Origin of the sequence: Chryseobacterium sp., assembly GCF_008831505.1 — a bacterium.
Classification (GTDB): Bacteria; Bacteroidota; Bacteroidia; order Flavobacteriales; family Weeksellaceae; genus Marnyiella.
Genome location: NZ_CP044507.1, coordinates 1119315 through 1137053, shown reverse-complemented (window position 1 = coordinate 1137053; position 17739 = coordinate 1119315). Strand labels below are relative to the sequence as shown.

Here is a 17739-nt window from a genome sequence, read left to right as displayed (position 1 = left end):
AGAAAGTTCGCAGACAGCTTCTTGTAGTCACTTACCGGCTATCCCCGTAACTCCGCGTTAAATTCTTTCTGAAAACTCTTAATCAGCGAATTCATTACCGCTGTAATTTCTTTTTCCTCCAGCGTTTTTTCCTCACTAAATAATTCAAAACTCATCGCGTATGATTTTTTACCGTCAGGAAGATTTTTTCCTTCATACACATCAAAAAGGCTGACATTCCGCAAAAATGCTGACTTATTTCTAAGTGCAAGTGTATGCAGGTCACCATAAGATACCGATTTATCAACCAGCAGTGCCAGGTCCCTCCGGATCTTATTGAATCTTGGCAGGTCAGCGAATTTAAAGGTCCCTTTGTGACGGAGCTCCTGCGCAGTATCAAGTTCAATTTCTGCATAGTAACATTCCTGGTCCACATCGGCGTCCTTAAGCAGCCGGGGACTTACTTTCCCTAAACGCGCAACAGTCCTGCCGGCGGAAACAATCTCCAGTGCTTCGGAGAAGCGGTCATCGCTGAGCGGCTTTTGTTCCAGAACAATGCCCAAATGACTCAGCAAAAGATTTACATAGCCTTTAAGATAATAGAAGTCGGTAGCAGATTTCTGCACCAGCCAGTTCTCCGCTTTTTCGCGGCCTGTAACCAGGAGGGCCAGCTGTTTTCTTTCTTCGTATTTCTCTTTTTTATGATAGATATTTCCAAGTTCAAAAAATTTCAGGTCAGCAGATTTACGGTTTATATTGTAAGCCGCATTATCCAGCATGCCTTCAAGAAGTGATTTGCGCATATAAGCCAAATCATTACTCAGAGGATTAAGCAGTTTTACCGCGTTTTCCGTGTCCTTTACACTGGTCAGTGAATTATTCATCACCTCATTAAAACCATTACCCTGCAAGCTTGCCGCCCAGGCGTTTTCCAATTGTGCACGGTCCTGAACACCTAATTTAACTGAAGAAAATGAGTTTTTCTTAGGCGTTTCTATTTTATTATAGCCGTAAATCCTCAGAATTTCCTCTATCACATCCACCTCCCTGGTTACATCCGCGCGGTAAGCAGGAACGGAGATCTCAAGACCATTCTGGATATCGTTCAGGACTGTGATTTCCAATGCTTTTAAAATTTCTTTCACCTTCTCGCGGTGGATCTTCGTTCCGAGCAGCTGTTCGATACGGGAAAACCTTAAGATAATATAATGGTCTTCAATTGATTCAGGATAATGTTCAAGGATACTGCCGGTAAGTCTGCCGCCGGCAAGTTCTTCAAGCATCTTCACGGCATATGTAAGGGCTGTTAATGTCATTGCAGGATCTGCACCTCTCTCAAAGCGGAAGGATGCATCAGTATTAATGCTGTGTGCCTTTGCTGCTTTTCTCACCGCCACGGGATTGAAATAGGCACTTTCCAAAAACAGAGTCTTGGTAGACGCGGAAACACCCGAATCCAGGCCTCCCAGCACACCGGCGATGCATAGCGGATTACCATTAGCGTCCTTAATCATTATTTCGGAACCGTTCAGCTTGCGCGAAATACCGTCCAGCGTCGTAAAGTCAGTGCCTGGATGACTGTGACCCACCACCACTTTTTTACCTGCAATCCGGTCGGCATCGAATGCATGCAATGGCTGTCCGAAACTGTGAAGAATATAATTAGTGATATCTACCACATTATTGGTAGATGCCAAACCAATGCTCTTCAGTCTGTTTTTAAGCCACTCCGGTGATTCAGCAACGGTTACACCCTCGATTACAGCACCGATATAGCGCGGACAAAGTGCAGAGTCTTCAATTTCAATCTGAAAATCATTACTTCCCGTGAACAATATGGGTTGAAGAGATGCTTTTTCAAATTCCGACTTTAAGCTGTTGGTAACAAGGAAGGCATTAAGATCGCGTGCCACCCCATAATGCGACATGGCATCTGTCCGGTTGGGAGTAAGTCCAATTTCATAAATATGGTCTTTTTCAATATGGTAATAAGCGGCCAGCGGCGTACCCACCTCAAATTTGGTACTGTCCAGAACCATGATCCCATCATGGCTGTCCCCCAATCCGATTTCATCTTCGGCGCAAATCATTCCCTGTGATTTTTCGCCACGTATCTTAGCCTCCTTAATTTCAAAGGAACCTCCGTCGCGGGTATGAATAACTGTTCCTGGAACGGCTACCGCCACAGTTTGACCGGCAGCCACATTAGGCGCACCACATATAATCTGTACGGGCTCACCACCGGTATCTACGGTTGTTATACTCAGTTTGTCGGCGTTGGGATGTTTTTCGCAGGTCAGCACTTTACCAACCAAGATACCTTCCAGCCCGCCCACTATATTTTCAAATGTTTCAATGCCTTCTACCTCCAGACCGATATCTGTAAGATAATCAGCAGTTTTTTCGGGTTTCAGTTCAGTTTTTATATAATCATTCAGCCAATTGTTCGAAATCTTCATCTATTACTCTTTGATTAACGTATTGTCGAGTACAGCCCCGTCTGCGGTTTATGTGGGCCCTGCATACTGATTGCAAATATCGGGATTTTTTTCAGACTAAATTTTAGTTACACCCCACAATTGGAAGCAGAAGATCTTTCGAAAAAGTTTCCGGCACACTATTTCAGGCTCCTGAGCTGAAATTATAACCTTTCAGCCAGTTCTTTAACTACTTCAAATCCTTTTTCGAAACCTGTTCTCATATGCTGCTCATACATTTCCGCGGTTTGAACTTCACCTACCAGCTTTGTAAAGCCCTCCAATTCAGTTAGGAAATATTTTTCCTGTGCACCGCTCCATTCCATCACCTCACGGGAATGAATATCCTCCACCCCTTCGGTAAGCAGACCAAGATGTTTAAAAACCACCTCATAAGGCTCGCGAAGACTTTCAATGGTAGAAACCATACCATTCCCACCCGAAGCATCCAGGAAATATGTGCGGCCATCAACTTTCCAGTCTGAGCGGTATTGCGATCCTTCACTGAAGAAACGGGTCCATTCTGTATAGGTTCCGGGATTCCAAAGAACATCCCAGATTTTAGCTGCCGGTGCTTTAATTTCAATTGCATGTGATAGTGTGACCATATTATTTTGTTTTGGTTTATTTTTCAGCCAGAATTTTAATCTGCTTCAGCGCTTCCGGCATCCTGCTGATGAAGAAGCCCACAAACTCTTCCAGTGCATTTACCAAAACGGTAAGTTCTGTTGTGCTGTTTAGGGTTTGGAGAAGATATGTTTCAGTAGAATCAGTCCAGTCCTGCGGGTCTTCTGCTCCATTATGCAGCCAACCCAAATGCCTGAATTTCATTTCGCGGAATGGTTTGTTCACCAACACCAGATTATACATTCCGTTATTCCCGGCATCGAACATCCGTACGATGCTGCCTTCATCCAGGGAACCTTCGTACCTGGAGCCCTGCTGGAATGCGGACGTCCACTGACTGTAAGAATCCTGATTCCAAAGAGCATCCCATACTTTTTGAGGCGAAGCTTCAATAATGATACTAAATTTAAGTTCCTTCATCATCTTCTGCTAAGAACTGTAAGCCTTTTCAATTTCAGCGATTTCAATTTTTTGCATCTGCATCATGGCATGGGCAACTTTTGCCCCTTTGCCACGGTCGGCACCATTCAAAAGTTCCAACAGCCTCCGGGGTACTATTTGCCAGCTCACACCAAATTTATCTTTTAGCCAGCCGCACATTGATTCCTTACCGCCATCTGCAGTGAGACTGTTCCACAGGCTGTCGGTTTCATTCTGGTCAGCTGTCATTACAACAATTGAGATGCCTTCACTAAAGTCAAACTTGTGATCATAGGAGCTGTCCATACAGAAAAACGAGTACCCGTCCAGTTCGAAATGGGCATGCTGAATATTTTGCGGAATTTCATGGGATTCATTACCCACACCATCTCCATATTTCAATATTCTGCCCAGGCGGGAACCCGGGAATATACTGGTGTACAACTGCATTGCCTCCATAGCCCTGCCGTTATTTTCATGAAGAAACATTAATGTTGGAATAATCTTTTGGTTACCCTGCTTCTCTCCCAGGTACAGTTGCCACGTCACACCATAGCGGTCACGGACCCAACCATACATTTTGCTCCATGGATATTCACCAAGCTCCATAAGGACTGTACCACCCTCTGAAAGCGCCTGCCAGAAACTGCTTACCTCATCTTCACTTTCGCAAAGAACCATAAAGGAAATCGACGCATTCTTTTCAAACTGCGGTCCCGCATCAAGTATCATGAATTTTTGACCGAAGAGGTCGATGTTAATGACCATCCCGGCATCAGCACTTATCACACCCGAAAAAGTATTACAGTAGAAATCTGCAGCTTCGCGGCCATTTCCGTTAAACCAAAGGCAGGGGAAAATATTGTTTTTCATATTTGAATTAAGATTAATCGTTTTGCTTGATCTGCGCCAAACGGAATTTAACTATCCGCTTTATGAGTGTATAAGGAATTTCTGCGCTCAGTGGAAACTGCACTGATCCTTTGCCCTGTTTATAAGCAGACAGTTCGGTAGTGAACTTTTCATGGGCATTCGGTGTGGCATAAAAACCGATGTGTTTTGCAAATGCACCAAAATACACAAGAGGCTTACCGCAGACATAATAGCCGGCCAAACCGTAAGAAAAGCGCTCTTCGGCTCCGTTTGCATTCTCCAGTATCACCCTGCGGATTTTTCTCAGTATATCCTGTGTGTCAGCCGGAAAACTGCTGATATATTGTTCTACCCTATCCACTGTTAATCTGCGTATTGCTGAAGTGAATTTTTAAAATGTAAATATACAGGACGATAGCGCTCAAGTTCTTCCTGCGAAGTATACCGGATTCCAAATATCTTATTAATCCCGCCGGTTTCAGAAGTAGATTCATAAGAACGGAAGTAGGCTCCGTTATCGGCCTTTATTGTCCACCTTTCTACAGTCAGTCCGTTTTCGGTGGTTTTTACAGATTCAGTTTGTGTCTCGCCGGGCTGCAAACTTATATCGGTAGCGATTCCACTCCACTGTGGCGAGAAGATATAGAACTGAACTTTACCGTCCGGTGAAGTAAAAACCGCACTGTCATAACCTTCGCTGCGGGTCGCAGACTGCAGTGAATGTGTAACTGAAAAATTGGCCGGGATTTCCACGGTAAACCACGCACCGTTGTACTTCTCATACTTTATGATTCCAGCAGAACCGGAATCGACAGGCAGCGGCTCATCCGCAGTTGGAGTTTGTGTGGTACCCTGTGAATTATTAACGCTTTTCTGATCACATGCTGTCGCAAACAGGAACAGCGCCGCTACTGAAAGAGTTTTAATGGTTTTCCACATATTTATGGAAGTTGTTGAGGATTGCGTACCAACCGTCACGCTGCATTTCCCGTGAGTTCTGTTCTTCCGGTTCAAAAATCTGTATTACTTCAGTGGTTTTTTCATCAATCTTATTGAAGTAAACTTCCACTTTGCGACCGTCTGTAAGATGATATTTAATGGCTTCAAACAGTACTATATCATCATATATACCTTCGTAGTCAAAACCAAAAGTGCCATCCTTCGCCTCCATACGTATCTTAAGTTTGCCTCCAACAATAAGAGAGTTCTCGGCTTTGGTGCAGTGCCACGTATCATGCGCATAGCTCCACTTGGTGATGTGTTTTGGGTCATTCATATAATCCCAAACTTTTTGAACAGGTTCCAGAATGGTAATATCGATCTTAATAGGCTCCATATTTTTCTTTTAAAAGTATGAAAAATTGCCATAGGTTCCAAGCTCACCAACTTTTTCATTTATTTTAACAGGTTCTGCGGGCCTGCTGCGGTTGGAAACAACCCCAAATTGCCTGTATTCCGGCTAACTTAGAATAATGGCCATATTCAAACCGGAAACGTTTGGAGATCCGCTACCATTCTTTACACATTATAACTGTCATTGTGATTAATCATCCAGTATATACCAAAGCGATCCCGGAAGCTTCCGAAGTAATCGCCCCAAAACTGATCTTCCATGGGCATTTCTACTTCGCCACCCTCGGAAAGTGCATTAAAAAGACGGTCTGCCTCTGCACGCGATTCGGTGAAAACAGAAATATAGTTGCTGTTGCCTGCCGAAACCCACTGTCCCATGCTGGGACTTACGTCCGAGGCCATCAGCAAATCATCGCCTATTGGCAATGCGATATGCAAGATGCGGTTTTTTTCATCTTCAGGAAGATTCTCATTGCCCGGCGCATCGCCCATCCGCATAATTCCACCAACGAATTCACCTCCAAAAACGCTCTGGTAATGGGTAAATGCTTCCAGTGCAGTGCCGTCAAAATTCAGATAAGGATTCAGTTTTGCCATGATTTATAATTTAATTTATTAGTTGTCATTACTCTTGTCAAAAACCATATAACTTTCCAGGGAGGTTATTTTTCCGTCATGGACGGTATATATATCAGCAAAGTGAGACTGTTCCACTTTTCCGGCCCTTTCAGTACGGATATTTCCTGCCGCCACTACAGTATCATCTTCGGCAACTAAGGTTCTTATCTCCATTCCAAGGACTTTATCCGGTCCGCCACGGTCCATAAATTCACGCAGGCGTTCCCTACCTACTAGTGTGTCCATGCCGAAGCCCGGCCAGTTCACCCGCACATCATCCGCTAAAACCTCATAGGCTTTATCGTTGTCCGCAAACAGATTATTGAAAAATTGTCCGGCGATTTGTTTGTTGTCCATGATTTGATCTATTAGTAAGTTGAAATATTCAGTAATTCAGACTTTCATCCAGGTCGTAGCTCATCCCATTTAAGCCCAGCAGTTTTCGCATAAGCCCTATCTGACCCAGCAGATAATCTTCACGCCCTATGCACATGCCAATCATATTAAGGACGTTTTCCTTCACAAAAGAGATTCCCATTCCAAAATGACAGGGAGCATCCAGATGTTCATCTGTTACCTGCAGAAGTTTATGATAAACTTTCAGCGAAATCAGCGCGTGATTTTTTCTTCAGTATTTCCAGTGAGGGATAGTTGAGGCTTTGGTCCAGTGCACGACCCTCACGGAACAGTTCGCCGTTAGGATCTTTATCTTCCAGTCCCAAAAGTTCCGCCAGCCAATAGCGGCAGTTCACAAGGTTACCGGCCATCCAAACTACATGGTTAGTCCGTTGGTCAATACGCTGCAGGGCAATTTCTTCAGAAATACCGTCGAGTGCATTTGTAAAACTCTGCGAATGCATCCTGAAAGCAGGAACTATAATTTCAAGTTTGGTAGAATTGGGTGTGTCCGTCATTTCTTTACTTTAACATCAATCAAAGTTAAGAATGGCAACAGAAAACTGCGCTTGTCATAGGACAAGAAAATTATTTTGTGGAAATCTCCTTTCGGATCCTGCTAAGGGAAGTATCTGTAATCCCAAGAGACGTGGCGATATGCTTTAGCGGTGCCTGTTGGATAATTTGGGGTTTTTCTTTCATCAGTTTTAGGTATCTGGCAGAGGCTGTTTCTGTAATCATATCCAATGAACGCTGTTTCATGGTAAAAACCTGATAAGAGAACCAGGCTCTCCCCCATTCCCTTAAGCCTTCCAGGCGGTGGAAAAGTTCCTGAAATTTTTCATAATCCATTCTGAACAAAGTGCAGTCGGTGACCGCCTGCACATTTTCAACTGAGGGAATTTTCTGAAAAAGGGATGACGGTATGATAACGATTTCATTTTCAACAAAAAACTCGGTGGTAATCTCTGAACCTTCCAGACCATTTACAAAGGCCCGCACCAAGCCCTTCTCAACAACATAATAAGCCTCAGCAATCTGCCCTTCAATCAGCAATATCTCGCCTTTAGCGATGCTTACCTCATGGTGAGCATCCATAATTTCGCGCAAATTTTCTTCGCTAAGAAGGAAATGGGAGTAAATATGCTGCAATGAGTTTTTCACAGATATAAAATTAAAACAATGAAAGCTGAATACCGCCCCGATCCACAGACTTTTTTGCATCTCCAAAAACAGTCTTTCCGCCATACTTCCAGGAGTTACTGCGCTCGTCCTCAATTACTTCATTTAGATCAAAAGAGGGTGTAAAATCCTTTTCTGCCCGGGAAATGATGTGGTGCAGTTTTTCTACGGATTTTAATTTGTCGGTAGTACCCAGTTTTGATCTTTCAATTCCTTTCTGAAGGATAGCAACAGTTTCATCATAAATATCCAACGGAACAGGAAAAGGATGTCCGTCCTTTCCGCCATGAGCAAACGAGAATCTGGCGGGATCTTTGAAGCGCGAAGGTGCACCATGTATGACTTCACTTACCAGGGCCAGACTCTGCATGGTACGCGGCCCCACGCCTTTCAGCAGTAAGAGTTCTTCGAAGTTTTCCGGTGGGACTTCACGTGTCATGTGCAGAAGCGCGCCCAGCCTTTTCATATTGACATCAGAAACACGGACGCCGTGATGAGCGGGCAGGATAAGCCGGGAAAAATCATGCAGCATACTGTCATTAGCGGTCCTGGAGATCTCCATTATGCCGGCCCTGTTGTCTGCCGCACGATCTGAGGTAAGATTCAGGATTCTGCCACGGTTAATTCCGGCAATTCCGGTGTGCGGTTCCTCAACAAAAGACTTCAGATTTTGGGAATGCCAATGATAACGGCGCGCAGTTTTGTCCTGCGTATTCATGCCCTGCTGTATCACGGCCCACCGACCACCATCATTCAGGATGAAATTGTGGGTGTACAGTTGATAGCCATCCTGAATGGCAGTGCTGTCCACTTTTGCAGAAAGTTTGCTGGCCCTTACAAGTTGCTTACCGTTTAGACCGGTACTTTCAGAAATCCTCATCAGTTCGGCGGGAGTTTCCAGAGAGAATTTACCCTTTCCGCCCGCAATATAAATACCGAATGTTTTTGAATTAGGGTTTATAGCTCTTTTCAGCGCACCCATTACGGAGGTCGTTATACCGGAAGAATGCCAGTCCATACCCATTACAGCACCAAAAGACTGAAACCAAAACGGATCGCTAAGGCGCCGGATCACCTCATCTTTTCCGTAATCACTTAAGATCACCTCAACCACTGCAAGTCCCAGTTTGGACATACGCTCATAAAGCCATGCGGGAACCTGGCCGTAGTGAAGAGGTAGATCTGCTGAGCCCGAGCGTTTCATACTGTAATGACAAAAAAAACGCAAATTGCTTTGCGTTTACCTGTACTGTTTTAGTGTATTTATTTTAGAGCGTTCAGCGCTTTTTCATAATCAGGTTCATGTACAATCTCCGGCACCTGCTCCGTATAGATTACTTTGTCGTTTTCATCGGTAACGATTACTGCTCGGCTCAGCAACCCTTTCATCGGTGAATCTGCAAGGGTAACACCCAATTCATCACCAAAGGAAGAACGGAAATCCGATAAGGATTCAACATGATCCAAGCCTTCAGCAGCGCAAAAACGGCTTAAAGCAAACGGAAGGTCTTTGGACACATTGATGACTATAGTATTCTCCAGGCCTGCGGCTTCTTCGTTAAATTTTCTGGCAGAAGCAGCACAGATTCCGGTGTCGATGCTTGGGAAAATGTTGTATATCTTTCTTTTTCCGGCATAATCCTTCAGACTCTTTTCATTCAACTCACCATCCACCAATGAGAAATCAGGCATTGTAGCTCCTACTTCGGGCAAATTGCCTACTGATTTGATACTGTTTCCTTTCAATGTTATATCTGCCATAATGATAGCTTTTAATTATTTGTTTAACTCAAATTTAGCTCTTTAAAACATGCTGCCGACTAAATTAAAGGTTAAATTAATCTTAAAACTGTTTCACCTGCTAACAGAATCATCACTCCACAGGTTGAAGACCCAGCTGTTTTCCCTGTGCAATCACGAAGTTGCGGGCTTCGGATTTATCATTTCCAATCTCTCCTTCCAGGATCGCTTCCTTCACCTTCTCTTTGAGTATGCCAATCTCACGCCCGGGTTTCAGGTTGAATAAAGTCATGATTTCCTCACCCGTAATGGGCGGCTGAAAGTTGCGGACCTGGTCCTTTTCCTCCACCTCTTTTATTTTAACCGCGACGTATTCAAAATTCTTTTTGAATTTTTCCTGTTTATGTGAATTCTTGGTGGTAATATCAGCTTTGCAAAGCGTGAAAAGATCCTCCAAGTCTTCACCCGAATCAAACAGCAAACGGCGCAACGCTGAATCTGAAGTTCCGTCATCGATAAGGGCTATTGGCCTTGAAGACAGTTTTACAAGTTTCTGTACATATTTCATATCTGCTCCCATGGGAAGTTTTAACCTCAGGAAAAGGGATTTCACCATCTTGGAGCCCAGAAATTCATGACCGTGAAAGGTCCACCCGATTCTTTCAACAAATTTCTTAGTTGGTGCCTTGCCGATATCGTGCAGCAGAGCTGCCCAGCGCAGCCATAGTTTATCGGTATTTTTAGAAATATTATCAACAACTTCAAGTGTATGCCAGAAGTTATCTTTGTGGGTTTGGCCTTCAACCTCCTCAATCCCCTTCAAAGCTGTAAGTTCCGGCATAAAATAATCCAGCAGACCGGTATCTGCAAGAAGTTTAAGTCCAACAGAGGGTCTTTCAGAAAGCATGATTTTGTTAAACTCCACCATGATGCGCTCCATGGAAACAATTTTTATTCTGGCTGCTTCGCGCTTTATCGCTTCAAGTGACTGCTTTTCAATCTTAAAGTTTAAGGTTGATGAAAATCGAATGGCCCGCATCATCCTTAAAGGATCATCGGAATACGTCTGAGAGGGCTCCAGGGGAGTCCGGATAATGCGGTTTGAGATATCTGATATACCCTCGAAAGGATCTAGAAGTTCACCGAAATTTTCTTTGTTCAGCGAAATCGCCAGCGCATTGATCGTAAAGTCGCGGCGTTTCTGGTCATCTTCCAGTGTTCCGGATTCCACATCAGGTTTCCTGGAATCCTCGGAATAGCTTTCTTTCCTGGCACCCACGAACTCCAGGTCCAAATTATCATGGCGGAACATGGCTGTTCCGTAGTTTTTAAAGACAGAGACTTTAAGTTTCGGATTAATAGCCTTAGCGACGGATTTAGCCAAATCCATCCCGCTACCTTCCGTCACGAAATCAATATCCGTGGGCACTTCGCGCCCCATCCAGAGGTCACGAACGTATCCTCCGACAATGTACACAGACTGGTTTTTCTGATGTGCTACTTCGGAGATCTGTTTAAATAACTTAAAATTGATATTTTGGGTAAGGTTGATGTTCATTACAAATAGCGTATGCGGAGATTCTGCAAAGGTATCCAAAAGCTTGCAGGGAACAAATTTTATAAAGTTGGGTTGGAGTCCGGAATTAAGACCGGATTTTTTTTATCTGCCGAAACTATGTGTCCTAAACTATGAAGCAGATTTAGAATATAACCTACTCTCTGATTACCTTCACACGGCTGTCCGGCCAGATCCGGATTACCGAAGATCCTGGGTATTCGGAAACCACATCACGGTTCTCATGTGCTACAGCGTCTACAGCCTTGATGATTTCCTCGGAAATATCGGAGAATTTCATTGGAGATTTATCGCCGCTGAAGTTTGCAGAGGTTGAAACCAATGGCTTATTCAGTTTGCCAATTAATTTCTTAAGGTAATCGTCTTTAACCAGACGGATGCCTATACTGCCGTCTTCAGCCAGCAGTTCTGCAGGTAAGCCTTTAGGATTATCGTAGATCAGAGTGACCGGCTTTTCGGAAAGATCCATGATATCCCACGCGATCTCCGGCACCTCCACCAAATCCTGCAGACGTTTTTCAGATTCAACAAGAATAATGACGGATTTGGAACGGTCGCGGTTCTTGATTTCGAATATTTTCTGAATGGCCTCCACGTTTGTAGCGTCGCAACCCAGGCCCCAGATGGTATCGGTAGGATAAAGGATTGTCCCGCCGGAATTAAGGGCGTCAATAAGGTTTTGCATAATGTAGATATTGATTAAATCCTATTATAAATTTTTGACTCTCTTCCGCATTCTTTTTTTATCTTAGATTATCAGTAGATACCGGTTTGCATTTATGCCTATCAATAGAACGGGCTTTAGCCCGTTTTACATTTTTTAAGCATGAATTGGCTTTAGCCAAAACCTATTAATCAGTATTTTTAAAATTATATTATTCCATAATTTCTGAATATTCCTCTGAGAATGACTTCTGCGCGTGATGCTTCTCCTGATTTTTAATATAATTTCTCACCTGATCAATCATCGATTCCGAAACAGAAACTGCAAAGTATTCATCCTGCCAATTAAATTTTTCCGAGGTCAGATTATTTTTGTTAATCCAAAATGAAGATTCTCCTTTGATCAACTGCACGACTTTTTCTACCGTCTGATTGGAACTTAGAGAAATTAAACAATGACAATGGTCAGCAAATCCGTTTACCATTTCCAAAAAAATCCCTTTTCCGGCCGCGTTCTCCTTTATATGTTTCCATACTTTTATTCTCAACTCCGGAGAATTGAGCAGTGGTTTACGGTTTAATGTAGAAAAAACCAGATGGATATATATTTTTATAAACGGCATAACTGAGACAAAAATATGAATTTATAGGTTTTGGCTAAAGCCAATGGTGGGATTAATTTTTTGAAACGGGCTAAAGCCCGTTCCTATTCATAAACCAATTTGGTCCTCTTTTGAATCTTGATGGTTTTTTTTAAATAAACGGGCTAAAGCCCGTTCCTATTCATCATTTAAATTATTGTTACGCTGTGGTTGAAATTAACACCTTCATATACGGGCTAAAGCCCGTCCAATTCATTAACCCATTTGGAGTTTTTATTTTGAATCCTGACCGTTGGTTTTCTTAAATGAATTCAAAAATATACTGAAATTTTAAGAACTCCAGTGTAAATTATTTGGAATGTTTAATTTTAACGATAATTATGGAACAGAAACAGAAAGATCCTTTGCATGGAAAGCGCCTGGATGCGATTTTAGAGGAACTGGTAGAGTATTACGGCGGATTTGAAAATTTGGGAAAGCAGATCAATATCAGATGTTTTACAGATAATCCAAGCATCAATTCTTCATTAAAGTTTTTAAGAAAAACGGACTGGGCAAGAACGAAAGTGGAAAGCCTGTATCTGTTTGTTTTAAGACAAAAAAAGAAAAACGTAAGAAAAGATCGGTAATATTAATCCAGGAACTTCCCGGAAACATAAAACCATCTGTCATTCACTTTTTTAAAGAGGGAATGTTCGTGATGAAGTTGGGGTTTGCCGTCATCGTCGGTATAAAATGCTTTGAATTCTACCTGATCTGAAGAGGGTGTTCTGATGATTTCGAGTTTGGTCCATTGGTTAATTTCTCCCCAATCCTGCAGATCTTGTGTGTTGTGAAATTTCCTTTTCGCAGGCAATGTCGTTTCCATTAAATATCCACCGTTCGGAATCGCAAATGCAGAAAACCGTGACCGCATTAGCGCTTCCGCGGTGGGCGCACTTTTTTCGCTGCTGTGATAGGGCTTGCAGCAGTCCATATAATCTTTTCCGGAACAGCAGGGACAGTTCATTTTTTTTTATAAATTTCGGCTAAAGCCAATTTGCAGAGACAATTTATAAACGGGCTAAAGCCCAGTCCTAATGTCACCAGTTTTAAAATTATAAATACCTTTCATTGATGATATTCAGATGGTGAATATTGTGCCCAACGATTAATTTACCTAAAGTTTCCACAGAAATTTCGTTTCCATTAGCGACACCCGTTTCGGCGAACTGCTCAGCATTTAAGTTCCCGAAAAAAAGTACCGATGATCTTCTCACCACATCAAATTCATCTATGAGACCTTTGAGATTTCTTTCTTTTGAATAATGTTTTGCGTACAATTCCTCATCCCAACCCGGAAGTTTGGTTTTGTCTTTTCTGGCAAAGCGCAGGGCACGGTAGGCAAAAATCCTTTCGGCATCGATGAGGTGCTGCAACAGTTCTTTCAATGTCCATTTTCCTTTGGCGTAAGCATATTCTGAATGTTCCGGAGTTAAACTGTTGAAGAATTCCAGGGTTTTTACACCGGAAATTTTCATTTCATCAATCCACTTTTCCGATGGAATTAAATCGAGATAACGCTGAATGTATTTTTGGAAATCAGTCATAGGAGTTTTATAAAAAAACCTTCAGCGATTGATATCCCTGAAGGTTTTTATTATTTGAAAGCTCTTTCGAGGTCGGCTATAAGATCCTCACTGTCTTCAATACCAACACTTAGTCTTACCAAATCATCTGTAATCCCTAACTCTGCACGTTTGTCCGCTGGAATAGATGCATGTGTCATCAGGGTCGGGTGGTTTGCCAATGACTCTACACCCCCCAATGATTCTGCCAGAGTGAAGACTTTTACATTCTCCAGAAATTTTACAGCGTCTTCTTTCTTACCGGATTTAAAGGTAAAAGACACCATTCCCCCAAAATCCTTCATCTGCTTCTTGGCAAGATCGTACTGAGGATGTGATTCCAGGCCCGGATAAATCACCCTGTCTACCGCCGGGTGGGATTCCAGATATCTGGCTACCGCCAAACCGTTTTCAGAATGGCGCTGCATGCGCAGTGCCAGGGTTTTGATTCCTCTCAGAACCAGATAGGAGTCGTGCGGACCTAAAATTCCACCGCTGGCAAACTGAATGAAATGAAGTTTCTCGCCAAGTTCTTCCGTTTTGGCAATCAATGCGCCTGCTATCACGTCGGAGTGTCCGCCCAGATATTTTGTAGCCGAGTGCATTACAATATCAGCACCCAGATCAATCGGACGCTGCAGATACGGCGTAGCAAAGGTATTGTCCACAGCCACCAAGATATCCTTTCCTTTTACCAGCTCGGTTACGGCTTTAATGTCCACCAGTTTCATCAGTGGGTTGGTTGGTGTTTCAACCCAAATCAATTTCGTTTTATCGGTAATCAGGTTAGCGATTTTGGAAACATCATCAAAATTCACAAAGGTGAACATAAGCTGATATTTGTCGAAGAGCCGTGTAAACATCCTGTACGTTCCGCCATAAAGGTCATCTACTGCAATAATCTCGTCGCCGGGGTTCAGAAGTTTTAAAACACAGTCTATCGCGGCAAGACCGGAGCCAAATGCCAAGCCGCGGGCACCGTTTTCAATGCTGGCCAGACTGTCTTCCAAAGCCTGCCGTGTCGGGTTGGCGGCTCTGGAATATTCGTAACCGGAATGCACACCCGGAGAACTTTGTGCAAAAGTCGATGTTAAAAAAACAGGAACATTAACAGAACCTGTGGTAGGTTCATGCTGCTGTCCTCCATGTATTACTTTAGTGTTGAAATTCATATTTTCACTGTTTTTCAGCAAATGGATTTACCGGTAAGCATTTCCAATCTGCAAATTATTACTATTTCTAAGCTGGCCGAGTCTTTTAGCCACAGGGAAACGATTTTTACATCCTGATCGCCGATTTCACAGCAAACTCTTCTGCCATGTCTTCCATCCATTGAGCAACATCTTCTTCCCCAGTAGCGGTTTTGTAAGTGTTACTGAGTGAAATAAGCATCTGGTGCAGGAACATCTTCATCTGATCCACCGGCATTTCCTTAGTCCAGAGATCGATTCTCAGTGCTTCCATCGTCTTATCGTCCCATACGGAGATCATAGCTGCTTTGGTTTCCTGGGCTTCAATTCCGCCGTCCTGGGCATTCCAGGTCATCTTTTCGGGAACATGGTTTTCGTCCAGTTCCACATCAAGGGTAATCTGAGTCTTCTTCATTATATAAGTATTGGGGAAATCCTCTTTACTGACGGAGAATATTCCCTCGCATTAATTTTTAGGTTTGTATTCTGATTTGTTAAATAAGTCGGTTGCGCTCATGGACAGAAAATCACTTAACGGAGTTTCAGGATTCTTACTGTAAAATTCCCTGCAAATCTGCCATCCGGTAAAGACACCCACGCGTGGCGACGACTGCTTGTCCACATCAGTATAGAATTTGGAGAAGGGGCCCGGATTAATAAAACGCTCAGTAAGCCTGGGGTCTGGGCTGAAGATATAATCATTCTCAATAAAATAATCCCAGATGCTCGCTTCGCTGGCCTTGCTCCATTCATACTGTTCGGCTGTCGCATTCATCTTAAGATGATCCGGCAAATGAGGCAGGAAAGCATCCTGCAAAGTCATGATCTTACCATTATATACCATTTGATCCAGAAATTTCTGGGATGTCTTGTCAAATGGGACAATACTGATGGCAATGGCTTCCGAAGTCTTCGGAATAATATTTTCAGTATTCATGGAAACCTTGAAATACTCTTCAATACCTTTATAATATTGATTCTTGCTTCCCATAAATCCAGAGATGTCAATGAACAGAAAACCCTGTTGCGGATCGTAAATCACCGGTTCCTCATACATCTGCGTACTGGATGAAAAGGTGTAAACCTTTGGATTGGTAAAATTTGGAAAATGGTATTTTACCCGAGCGAAAAGAGAAGTCAGATCTGTTCCCAAACGGTTCAGGTCGACCTTGGCGGCTGCCTCACGGTACAGTTTTGCCTCCTCGGGATTATTACGGCGTTTTACGAAATCTTCATCTGTTACCGAACCCTGAAACCAAGGATATTTTTCTTTAAACTGCTCCATACTTACCGCAGGCGAGAAAAATTCTTTTGAAATGTCAGTAACAGTAACTTTTGCAGCAGGCTGTTCCACCTCTACATCCCAAATATTTTTATTTTCCTTATTACAGTTTTGAAGAACACTTAAAGATAAAACAACAGCTAAAGCGCCTAAAGCACCGCGGATGCTGGACGGTTGTTTTATTGAATGTAATCTATTTCTGACGTTCATTATTTTCAATTTCGGGGCTTTGCCACGGCAGTGACGATTAATTTTATATTTTTACAAAAATAATGAATTTTTAAGGACTGTCCTATTTAACATCCGTCTTAAAACATCTATTATGCAGACTGAAAAAGTTACCGAAAAAATTGTTTCCTGGCTACGCACCTATGCGAACCAGGCTGGGGTGAAGGGTTATATCATCGGTATTTCCGGAGGTGTGGACTCTGCTGTGGTCTCAACGCTTTGCGCGATGACCGGTCTTAAAACAATGCTGCTTGAAATGCCCATTCACCAGAACGCGGAGCATGTAAGCCGTGCGTGGGAGCATATCAATGACCTGAAAAGCAGATTCGATAATATCGAGGCGCAGACAACAGACTTAACTTCTTCCTTTGACGAGTTGTACAGCTCCTTTAAAGCGAATGAGACGGATTCTCCAAATGAGAAACTTGCTCTGGCCAATACGAGAGCACGCTTGAGGATGTTAACCTTATATTATTTTGGTCAGACCAATGGACTTCTGGTTTGCGGTACGGGAAATAAAGTGGAAGACTTCGGTATAGGTTTCTATACAAAGTACGGCGATGGCGGTGTGGATGTTTCCCCAATTGCTGATCTTTATAAAACGGAAGTTTACAAACTTGCCAGGTCGCTTAACCTCGTAGAATCGATTCAGAACGCGATACCCACAGACGGTCTTTGGGACACAGAGCGTACAGACGAGCAACAGATAGGTGCTTCCTATCCGGAACTGGAAAAAATTCAGAAAGAATGGGGAACCAAAACTGAGGCTGACTACAGTGGAAGAGATCTGGAAGTCTACCGGATATTCAGTAGAATGAACAAGGCAGCTCAACACAAAATTCAGCCTATACCGGTTTGTGACATTCCGGAAGAATGGCGTAATTGAAATGCTCACATATCTAACTATTTAAAAGATAAATAAGACA

Annotated in this window: 24 protein-coding genes; 2 read left to right on the top strand and 22 right to left on the bottom strand. The window is 43.0% G+C overall.

Annotated features, from left to right (window positions below; genetic code table 11):
* Positions 1-38: 38 nt before the first annotated feature.
* The 17 genes from pheT to tnpA form a co-directional block, all read right to left on the bottom strand.
* Positions 39-2438, bottom strand: a complete 2400-nt coding sequence (pheT, locus tag F7R58_RS05390; RefSeq protein WP_158063920.1) for a phenylalanine--tRNA ligase subunit beta — start codon at positions 2436-2438, stop codon at positions 39-41.
* 182 nt (positions 2439-2620) lie between these two features.
* The gene (locus F7R58_RS05385) at positions 2621-3064 is read right to left on the bottom strand and encodes an SRPBCC domain-containing protein (RefSeq protein WP_158063919.1); all 444 of its coding nucleotides are present in this window, start codon (positions 3062-3064) and stop codon (positions 2621-2623) included.
* A gap of 16 nt (positions 3065-3080) precedes the next feature.
* On the bottom strand, positions 3081-3506 hold the full coding sequence (locus F7R58_RS05380; RefSeq protein WP_229723855.1) for an SRPBCC family protein: 426 nt from the start codon (positions 3504-3506) through the stop codon (positions 3081-3083).
* Between the two features lie 6 nt (positions 3507-3512).
* A complete protein-coding gene (locus F7R58_RS05375; protein ID WP_158063918.1) occupies positions 3513-4376 on the bottom strand; it encodes a VOC family protein in 864 nt (287 codons plus the stop codon).
* Positions 4377-4389: 13 nt separating this feature from the next.
* Positions 4390-4737: an iron chaperone gene (locus F7R58_RS05370; RefSeq protein ID WP_158063917.1), complete on the bottom strand. Its 348-nt coding sequence runs from the start codon at positions 4735-4737 to the stop codon at positions 4390-4392.
* Between the two features lie 2 nt (positions 4738-4739).
* Positions 4740-5315, bottom strand: a complete 576-nt coding sequence (locus tag F7R58_RS05365; RefSeq protein WP_158063916.1) for a hypothetical protein — start codon at positions 5313-5315, stop codon at positions 4740-4742.
* Positions 5299-5712 (bottom strand): SRPBCC domain-containing protein, encoded by a 414-nt coding sequence (locus F7R58_RS05360; RefSeq protein WP_158063915.1) that lies wholly within the window; start codon positions 5710-5712, stop codon positions 5299-5301. The genes F7R58_RS05365 and F7R58_RS05360 overlap by 17 nt, the downstream gene beginning before the upstream one ends.
* Positions 5713-5894: 182 nt before the next feature.
* Complete coding sequence (locus F7R58_RS05355; RefSeq protein ID WP_158063914.1) at positions 5895-6326, bottom strand: VOC family protein; 432 nt, start codon at positions 6324-6326, stop codon at positions 5895-5897.
* 18 nt (positions 6327-6344) lie between these two features.
* On the bottom strand, positions 6345-6704 hold the full coding sequence (locus F7R58_RS05350) for a nuclear transport factor 2 family protein (RefSeq protein ID WP_158063913.1): 360 nt from the start codon (positions 6702-6704) through the stop codon (positions 6345-6347).
* A gap of 28 nt (positions 6705-6732) precedes the next feature.
* Entirely contained in the window at positions 6733-6885 is a 153-nt protein-coding gene (locus tag F7R58_RS13040) for a hypothetical protein (RefSeq protein ID WP_229723854.1), read from the bottom strand.
* A gap of 49 nt (positions 6886-6934) precedes the next feature.
* The gene (locus F7R58_RS13035) at positions 6935-7261 is read right to left on the bottom strand and encodes a hypothetical protein (protein WP_229723853.1); all 327 of its coding nucleotides are present in this window, start codon (positions 7259-7261) and stop codon (positions 6935-6937) included.
* Between the two features lie 70 nt (positions 7262-7331).
* A complete protein-coding gene (locus tag F7R58_RS05340) occupies positions 7332-7907 on the bottom strand; it encodes a Crp/Fnr family transcriptional regulator (protein WP_229723852.1) in 576 nt (191 codons plus the stop codon).
* 10 nt (positions 7908-7917) lie between these two features.
* Positions 7918-9129, bottom strand: coding sequence for a DUF763 domain-containing protein (locus tag F7R58_RS05335; protein WP_158063911.1), 1212 nt, complete (start codon positions 9127-9129; stop codon positions 7918-7920).
* 59 nt (positions 9130-9188) lie between these two features.
* Complete coding sequence (gene tpx / locus F7R58_RS05330; RefSeq protein WP_158063910.1) at positions 9189-9686, bottom strand: thiol peroxidase; 498 nt, start codon at positions 9684-9686, stop codon at positions 9189-9191.
* A 112-nt stretch (positions 9687-9798) separates the two neighbouring features.
* A complete protein-coding gene (locus F7R58_RS05325) occupies positions 9799-11223 on the bottom strand; it encodes a CCA tRNA nucleotidyltransferase (RefSeq protein WP_158063909.1) in 1425 nt (474 codons plus the stop codon).
* A 154-nt stretch (positions 11224-11377) separates the two neighbouring features.
* Positions 11378-11926: an L-threonylcarbamoyladenylate synthase gene (locus tag F7R58_RS05320; RefSeq protein WP_158063908.1), complete on the bottom strand. Its 549-nt coding sequence runs from the start codon at positions 11924-11926 to the stop codon at positions 11378-11380.
* Positions 11927-12116: 190 nt separating this feature from the next.
* Positions 12117-12527, bottom strand: a complete 411-nt coding sequence (tnpA, locus tag F7R58_RS05315; protein ID WP_158063907.1) for an IS200/IS605 family transposase — start codon at positions 12525-12527, stop codon at positions 12117-12119.
* A gap of 359 nt (positions 12528-12886) precedes the next feature.
* Here tnpA and F7R58_RS05310 point away from each other — a divergent pair, with 359 nt between their 5' ends.
* Positions 12887-13135, top strand: a complete 249-nt coding sequence (locus F7R58_RS05310; protein ID WP_158063906.1) for a VF530 family DNA-binding protein — start codon at positions 12887-12889, stop codon at positions 13133-13135.
* Between the two features lie 2 nt (positions 13136-13137).
* Here the strand turns inward: F7R58_RS05310 and F7R58_RS05305 are convergent, their stop codons facing one another.
* The 5 genes from F7R58_RS05305 to F7R58_RS05285 form a co-directional block, all read right to left on the bottom strand.
* Positions 13138-13515: a YchJ family protein gene (locus F7R58_RS05305; protein ID WP_158063905.1), complete on the bottom strand. Its 378-nt coding sequence runs from the start codon at positions 13513-13515 to the stop codon at positions 13138-13140.
* Between the two features lie 88 nt (positions 13516-13603).
* Positions 13604-14095, bottom strand: coding sequence for a DinB family protein (locus F7R58_RS05300; RefSeq protein WP_158063904.1), 492 nt, complete (start codon positions 14093-14095; stop codon positions 13604-13606).
* Between the two features lie 50 nt (positions 14096-14145).
* Entirely contained in the window at positions 14146-15285 is a 1140-nt protein-coding gene (locus tag F7R58_RS05295; protein ID WP_158063903.1) for a cystathionine gamma-synthase, read from the bottom strand.
* Positions 15286-15391: 106 nt separating this feature from the next.
* Positions 15392-15718 (bottom strand): gliding motility protein GldC, encoded by a 327-nt coding sequence (gldC, locus tag F7R58_RS05290; RefSeq protein ID WP_158063902.1) that lies wholly within the window; start codon positions 15716-15718, stop codon positions 15392-15394.
* Positions 15719-15769: 51 nt separating this feature from the next.
* The gene (locus tag F7R58_RS05285) at positions 15770-16795 is read right to left on the bottom strand and encodes a gliding motility protein GldB (protein ID WP_229723851.1); all 1026 of its coding nucleotides are present in this window, start codon (positions 16793-16795) and stop codon (positions 15770-15772) included.
* Between the two features lie 112 nt (positions 16796-16907).
* Between F7R58_RS05285 and nadE the strand changes: the two genes are divergently transcribed.
* Positions 16908-17699 (top strand): NAD(+) synthase, encoded by a 792-nt coding sequence (nadE, locus tag F7R58_RS05280; RefSeq protein ID WP_158063901.1) that lies wholly within the window; start codon positions 16908-16910, stop codon positions 17697-17699.
* Positions 17700-17739: the final 40 nt, after the last annotated feature.

What these genes read in the sequence shown, in the direction of transcription:
- pheT (WP_158063920.1), bottom strand. Translation starts at nt 2,438, where the DNA reads ATGAAGATTTCGAACAATTGGCTGAATGATTATATAAAAACTGAACTG.
- F7R58_RS05385 (WP_158063919.1), bottom strand. Translation starts at nt 3,064, where the DNA reads ATGGTCACACTATCACATGCAATTGAAATTAAAGCACCGGCAGCTAAA.
- F7R58_RS05380 (WP_229723855.1), bottom strand. Translation starts at nt 3,506, where the DNA reads ATGATGAAGGAACTTAAATTTAGTATCATTATTGAAGCTTCGCCTCAA.
- F7R58_RS05375 (WP_158063918.1), bottom strand. Translation starts at nt 4,376, where the DNA reads ATGAAAAACAATATTTTCCCCTGCCTTTGGTTTAACGGAAATGGCCGC.
- F7R58_RS05365 (WP_158063916.1), bottom strand. Translation starts at nt 5,315, where the DNA reads ATGTGGAAAACCATTAAAACTCTTTCAGTAGCGGCGCTGTTCCTGTTT.
- F7R58_RS05360 (WP_158063915.1), bottom strand. Translation starts at nt 5,712, where the DNA reads ATGGAGCCTATTAAGATCGATATTACCATTCTGGAACCTGTTCAAAAA.
- F7R58_RS05355 (WP_158063914.1), bottom strand. Translation starts at nt 6,326, where the DNA reads ATGGCAAAACTGAATCCTTATCTGAATTTTGACGGCACTGCACTGGAA.
- F7R58_RS05350 (WP_158063913.1), bottom strand. Translation starts at nt 6,704, where the DNA reads ATGGACAACAAACAAATCGCCGGACAATTTTTCAATAATCTGTTTGCG.
- F7R58_RS13040 (WP_229723854.1), bottom strand. Translation starts at nt 6,885, where the DNA reads ATGGGAATCTCTTTTGTGAAGGAAAACGTCCTTAATATGATTGGCATG.
- F7R58_RS13035 (WP_229723853.1), bottom strand. Translation starts at nt 7,261, where the DNA reads ATGACGGACACACCCAATTCTACCAAACTTGAAATTATAGTTCCTGCT.
- F7R58_RS05335 (WP_158063911.1), bottom strand. Translation starts at nt 9,129, where the DNA reads ATGAAACGCTCGGGCTCAGCAGATCTACCTCTTCACTACGGCCAGGTT.
- tpx (WP_158063910.1), bottom strand. Translation starts at nt 9,686, where the DNA reads ATGGCAGATATAACATTGAAAGGAAACAGTATCAAATCAGTAGGCAAT.
- F7R58_RS05325 (WP_158063909.1), bottom strand. Translation starts at nt 11,223, where the DNA reads ATGAACATCAACCTTACCCAAAATATCAATTTTAAGTTATTTAAACAG.
- F7R58_RS05320 (WP_158063908.1), bottom strand. Translation starts at nt 11,926, where the DNA reads ATGCAAAACCTTATTGACGCCCTTAATTCCGGCGGGACAATCCTTTAT.
- tnpA (WP_158063907.1), bottom strand. Translation starts at nt 12,527, where the DNA reads ATGCCGTTTATAAAAATATATATCCATCTGGTTTTTTCTACATTAAAC.
- F7R58_RS05310 (WP_158063906.1), top strand. Translation starts at nt 12,887, where the DNA reads ATGGAACAGAAACAGAAAGATCCTTTGCATGGAAAGCGCCTGGATGCG.
- F7R58_RS05305 (WP_158063905.1), bottom strand. Translation starts at nt 13,515, where the DNA reads ATGAACTGTCCCTGCTGTTCCGGAAAAGATTATATGGACTGCTGCAAG.
- F7R58_RS05300 (WP_158063904.1), bottom strand. Translation starts at nt 14,095, where the DNA reads ATGACTGATTTCCAAAAATACATTCAGCGTTATCTCGATTTAATTCCA.
- F7R58_RS05295 (WP_158063903.1), bottom strand. Translation starts at nt 15,285, where the DNA reads ATGAATTTCAACACTAAAGTAATACATGGAGGACAGCAGCATGAACCT.
- gldC (WP_158063902.1), bottom strand. Translation starts at nt 15,718, where the DNA reads ATGAAGAAGACTCAGATTACCCTTGATGTGGAACTGGACGAAAACCAT.
- F7R58_RS05285 (WP_229723851.1), bottom strand. Translation starts at nt 16,795, where the DNA reads ATGAACGTCAGAAATAGATTACATTCAATAAAACAACCGTCCAGCATC.
- nadE (WP_158063901.1), top strand. Translation starts at nt 16,908, where the DNA reads ATGCAGACTGAAAAAGTTACCGAAAAAATTGTTTCCTGGCTACGCACC.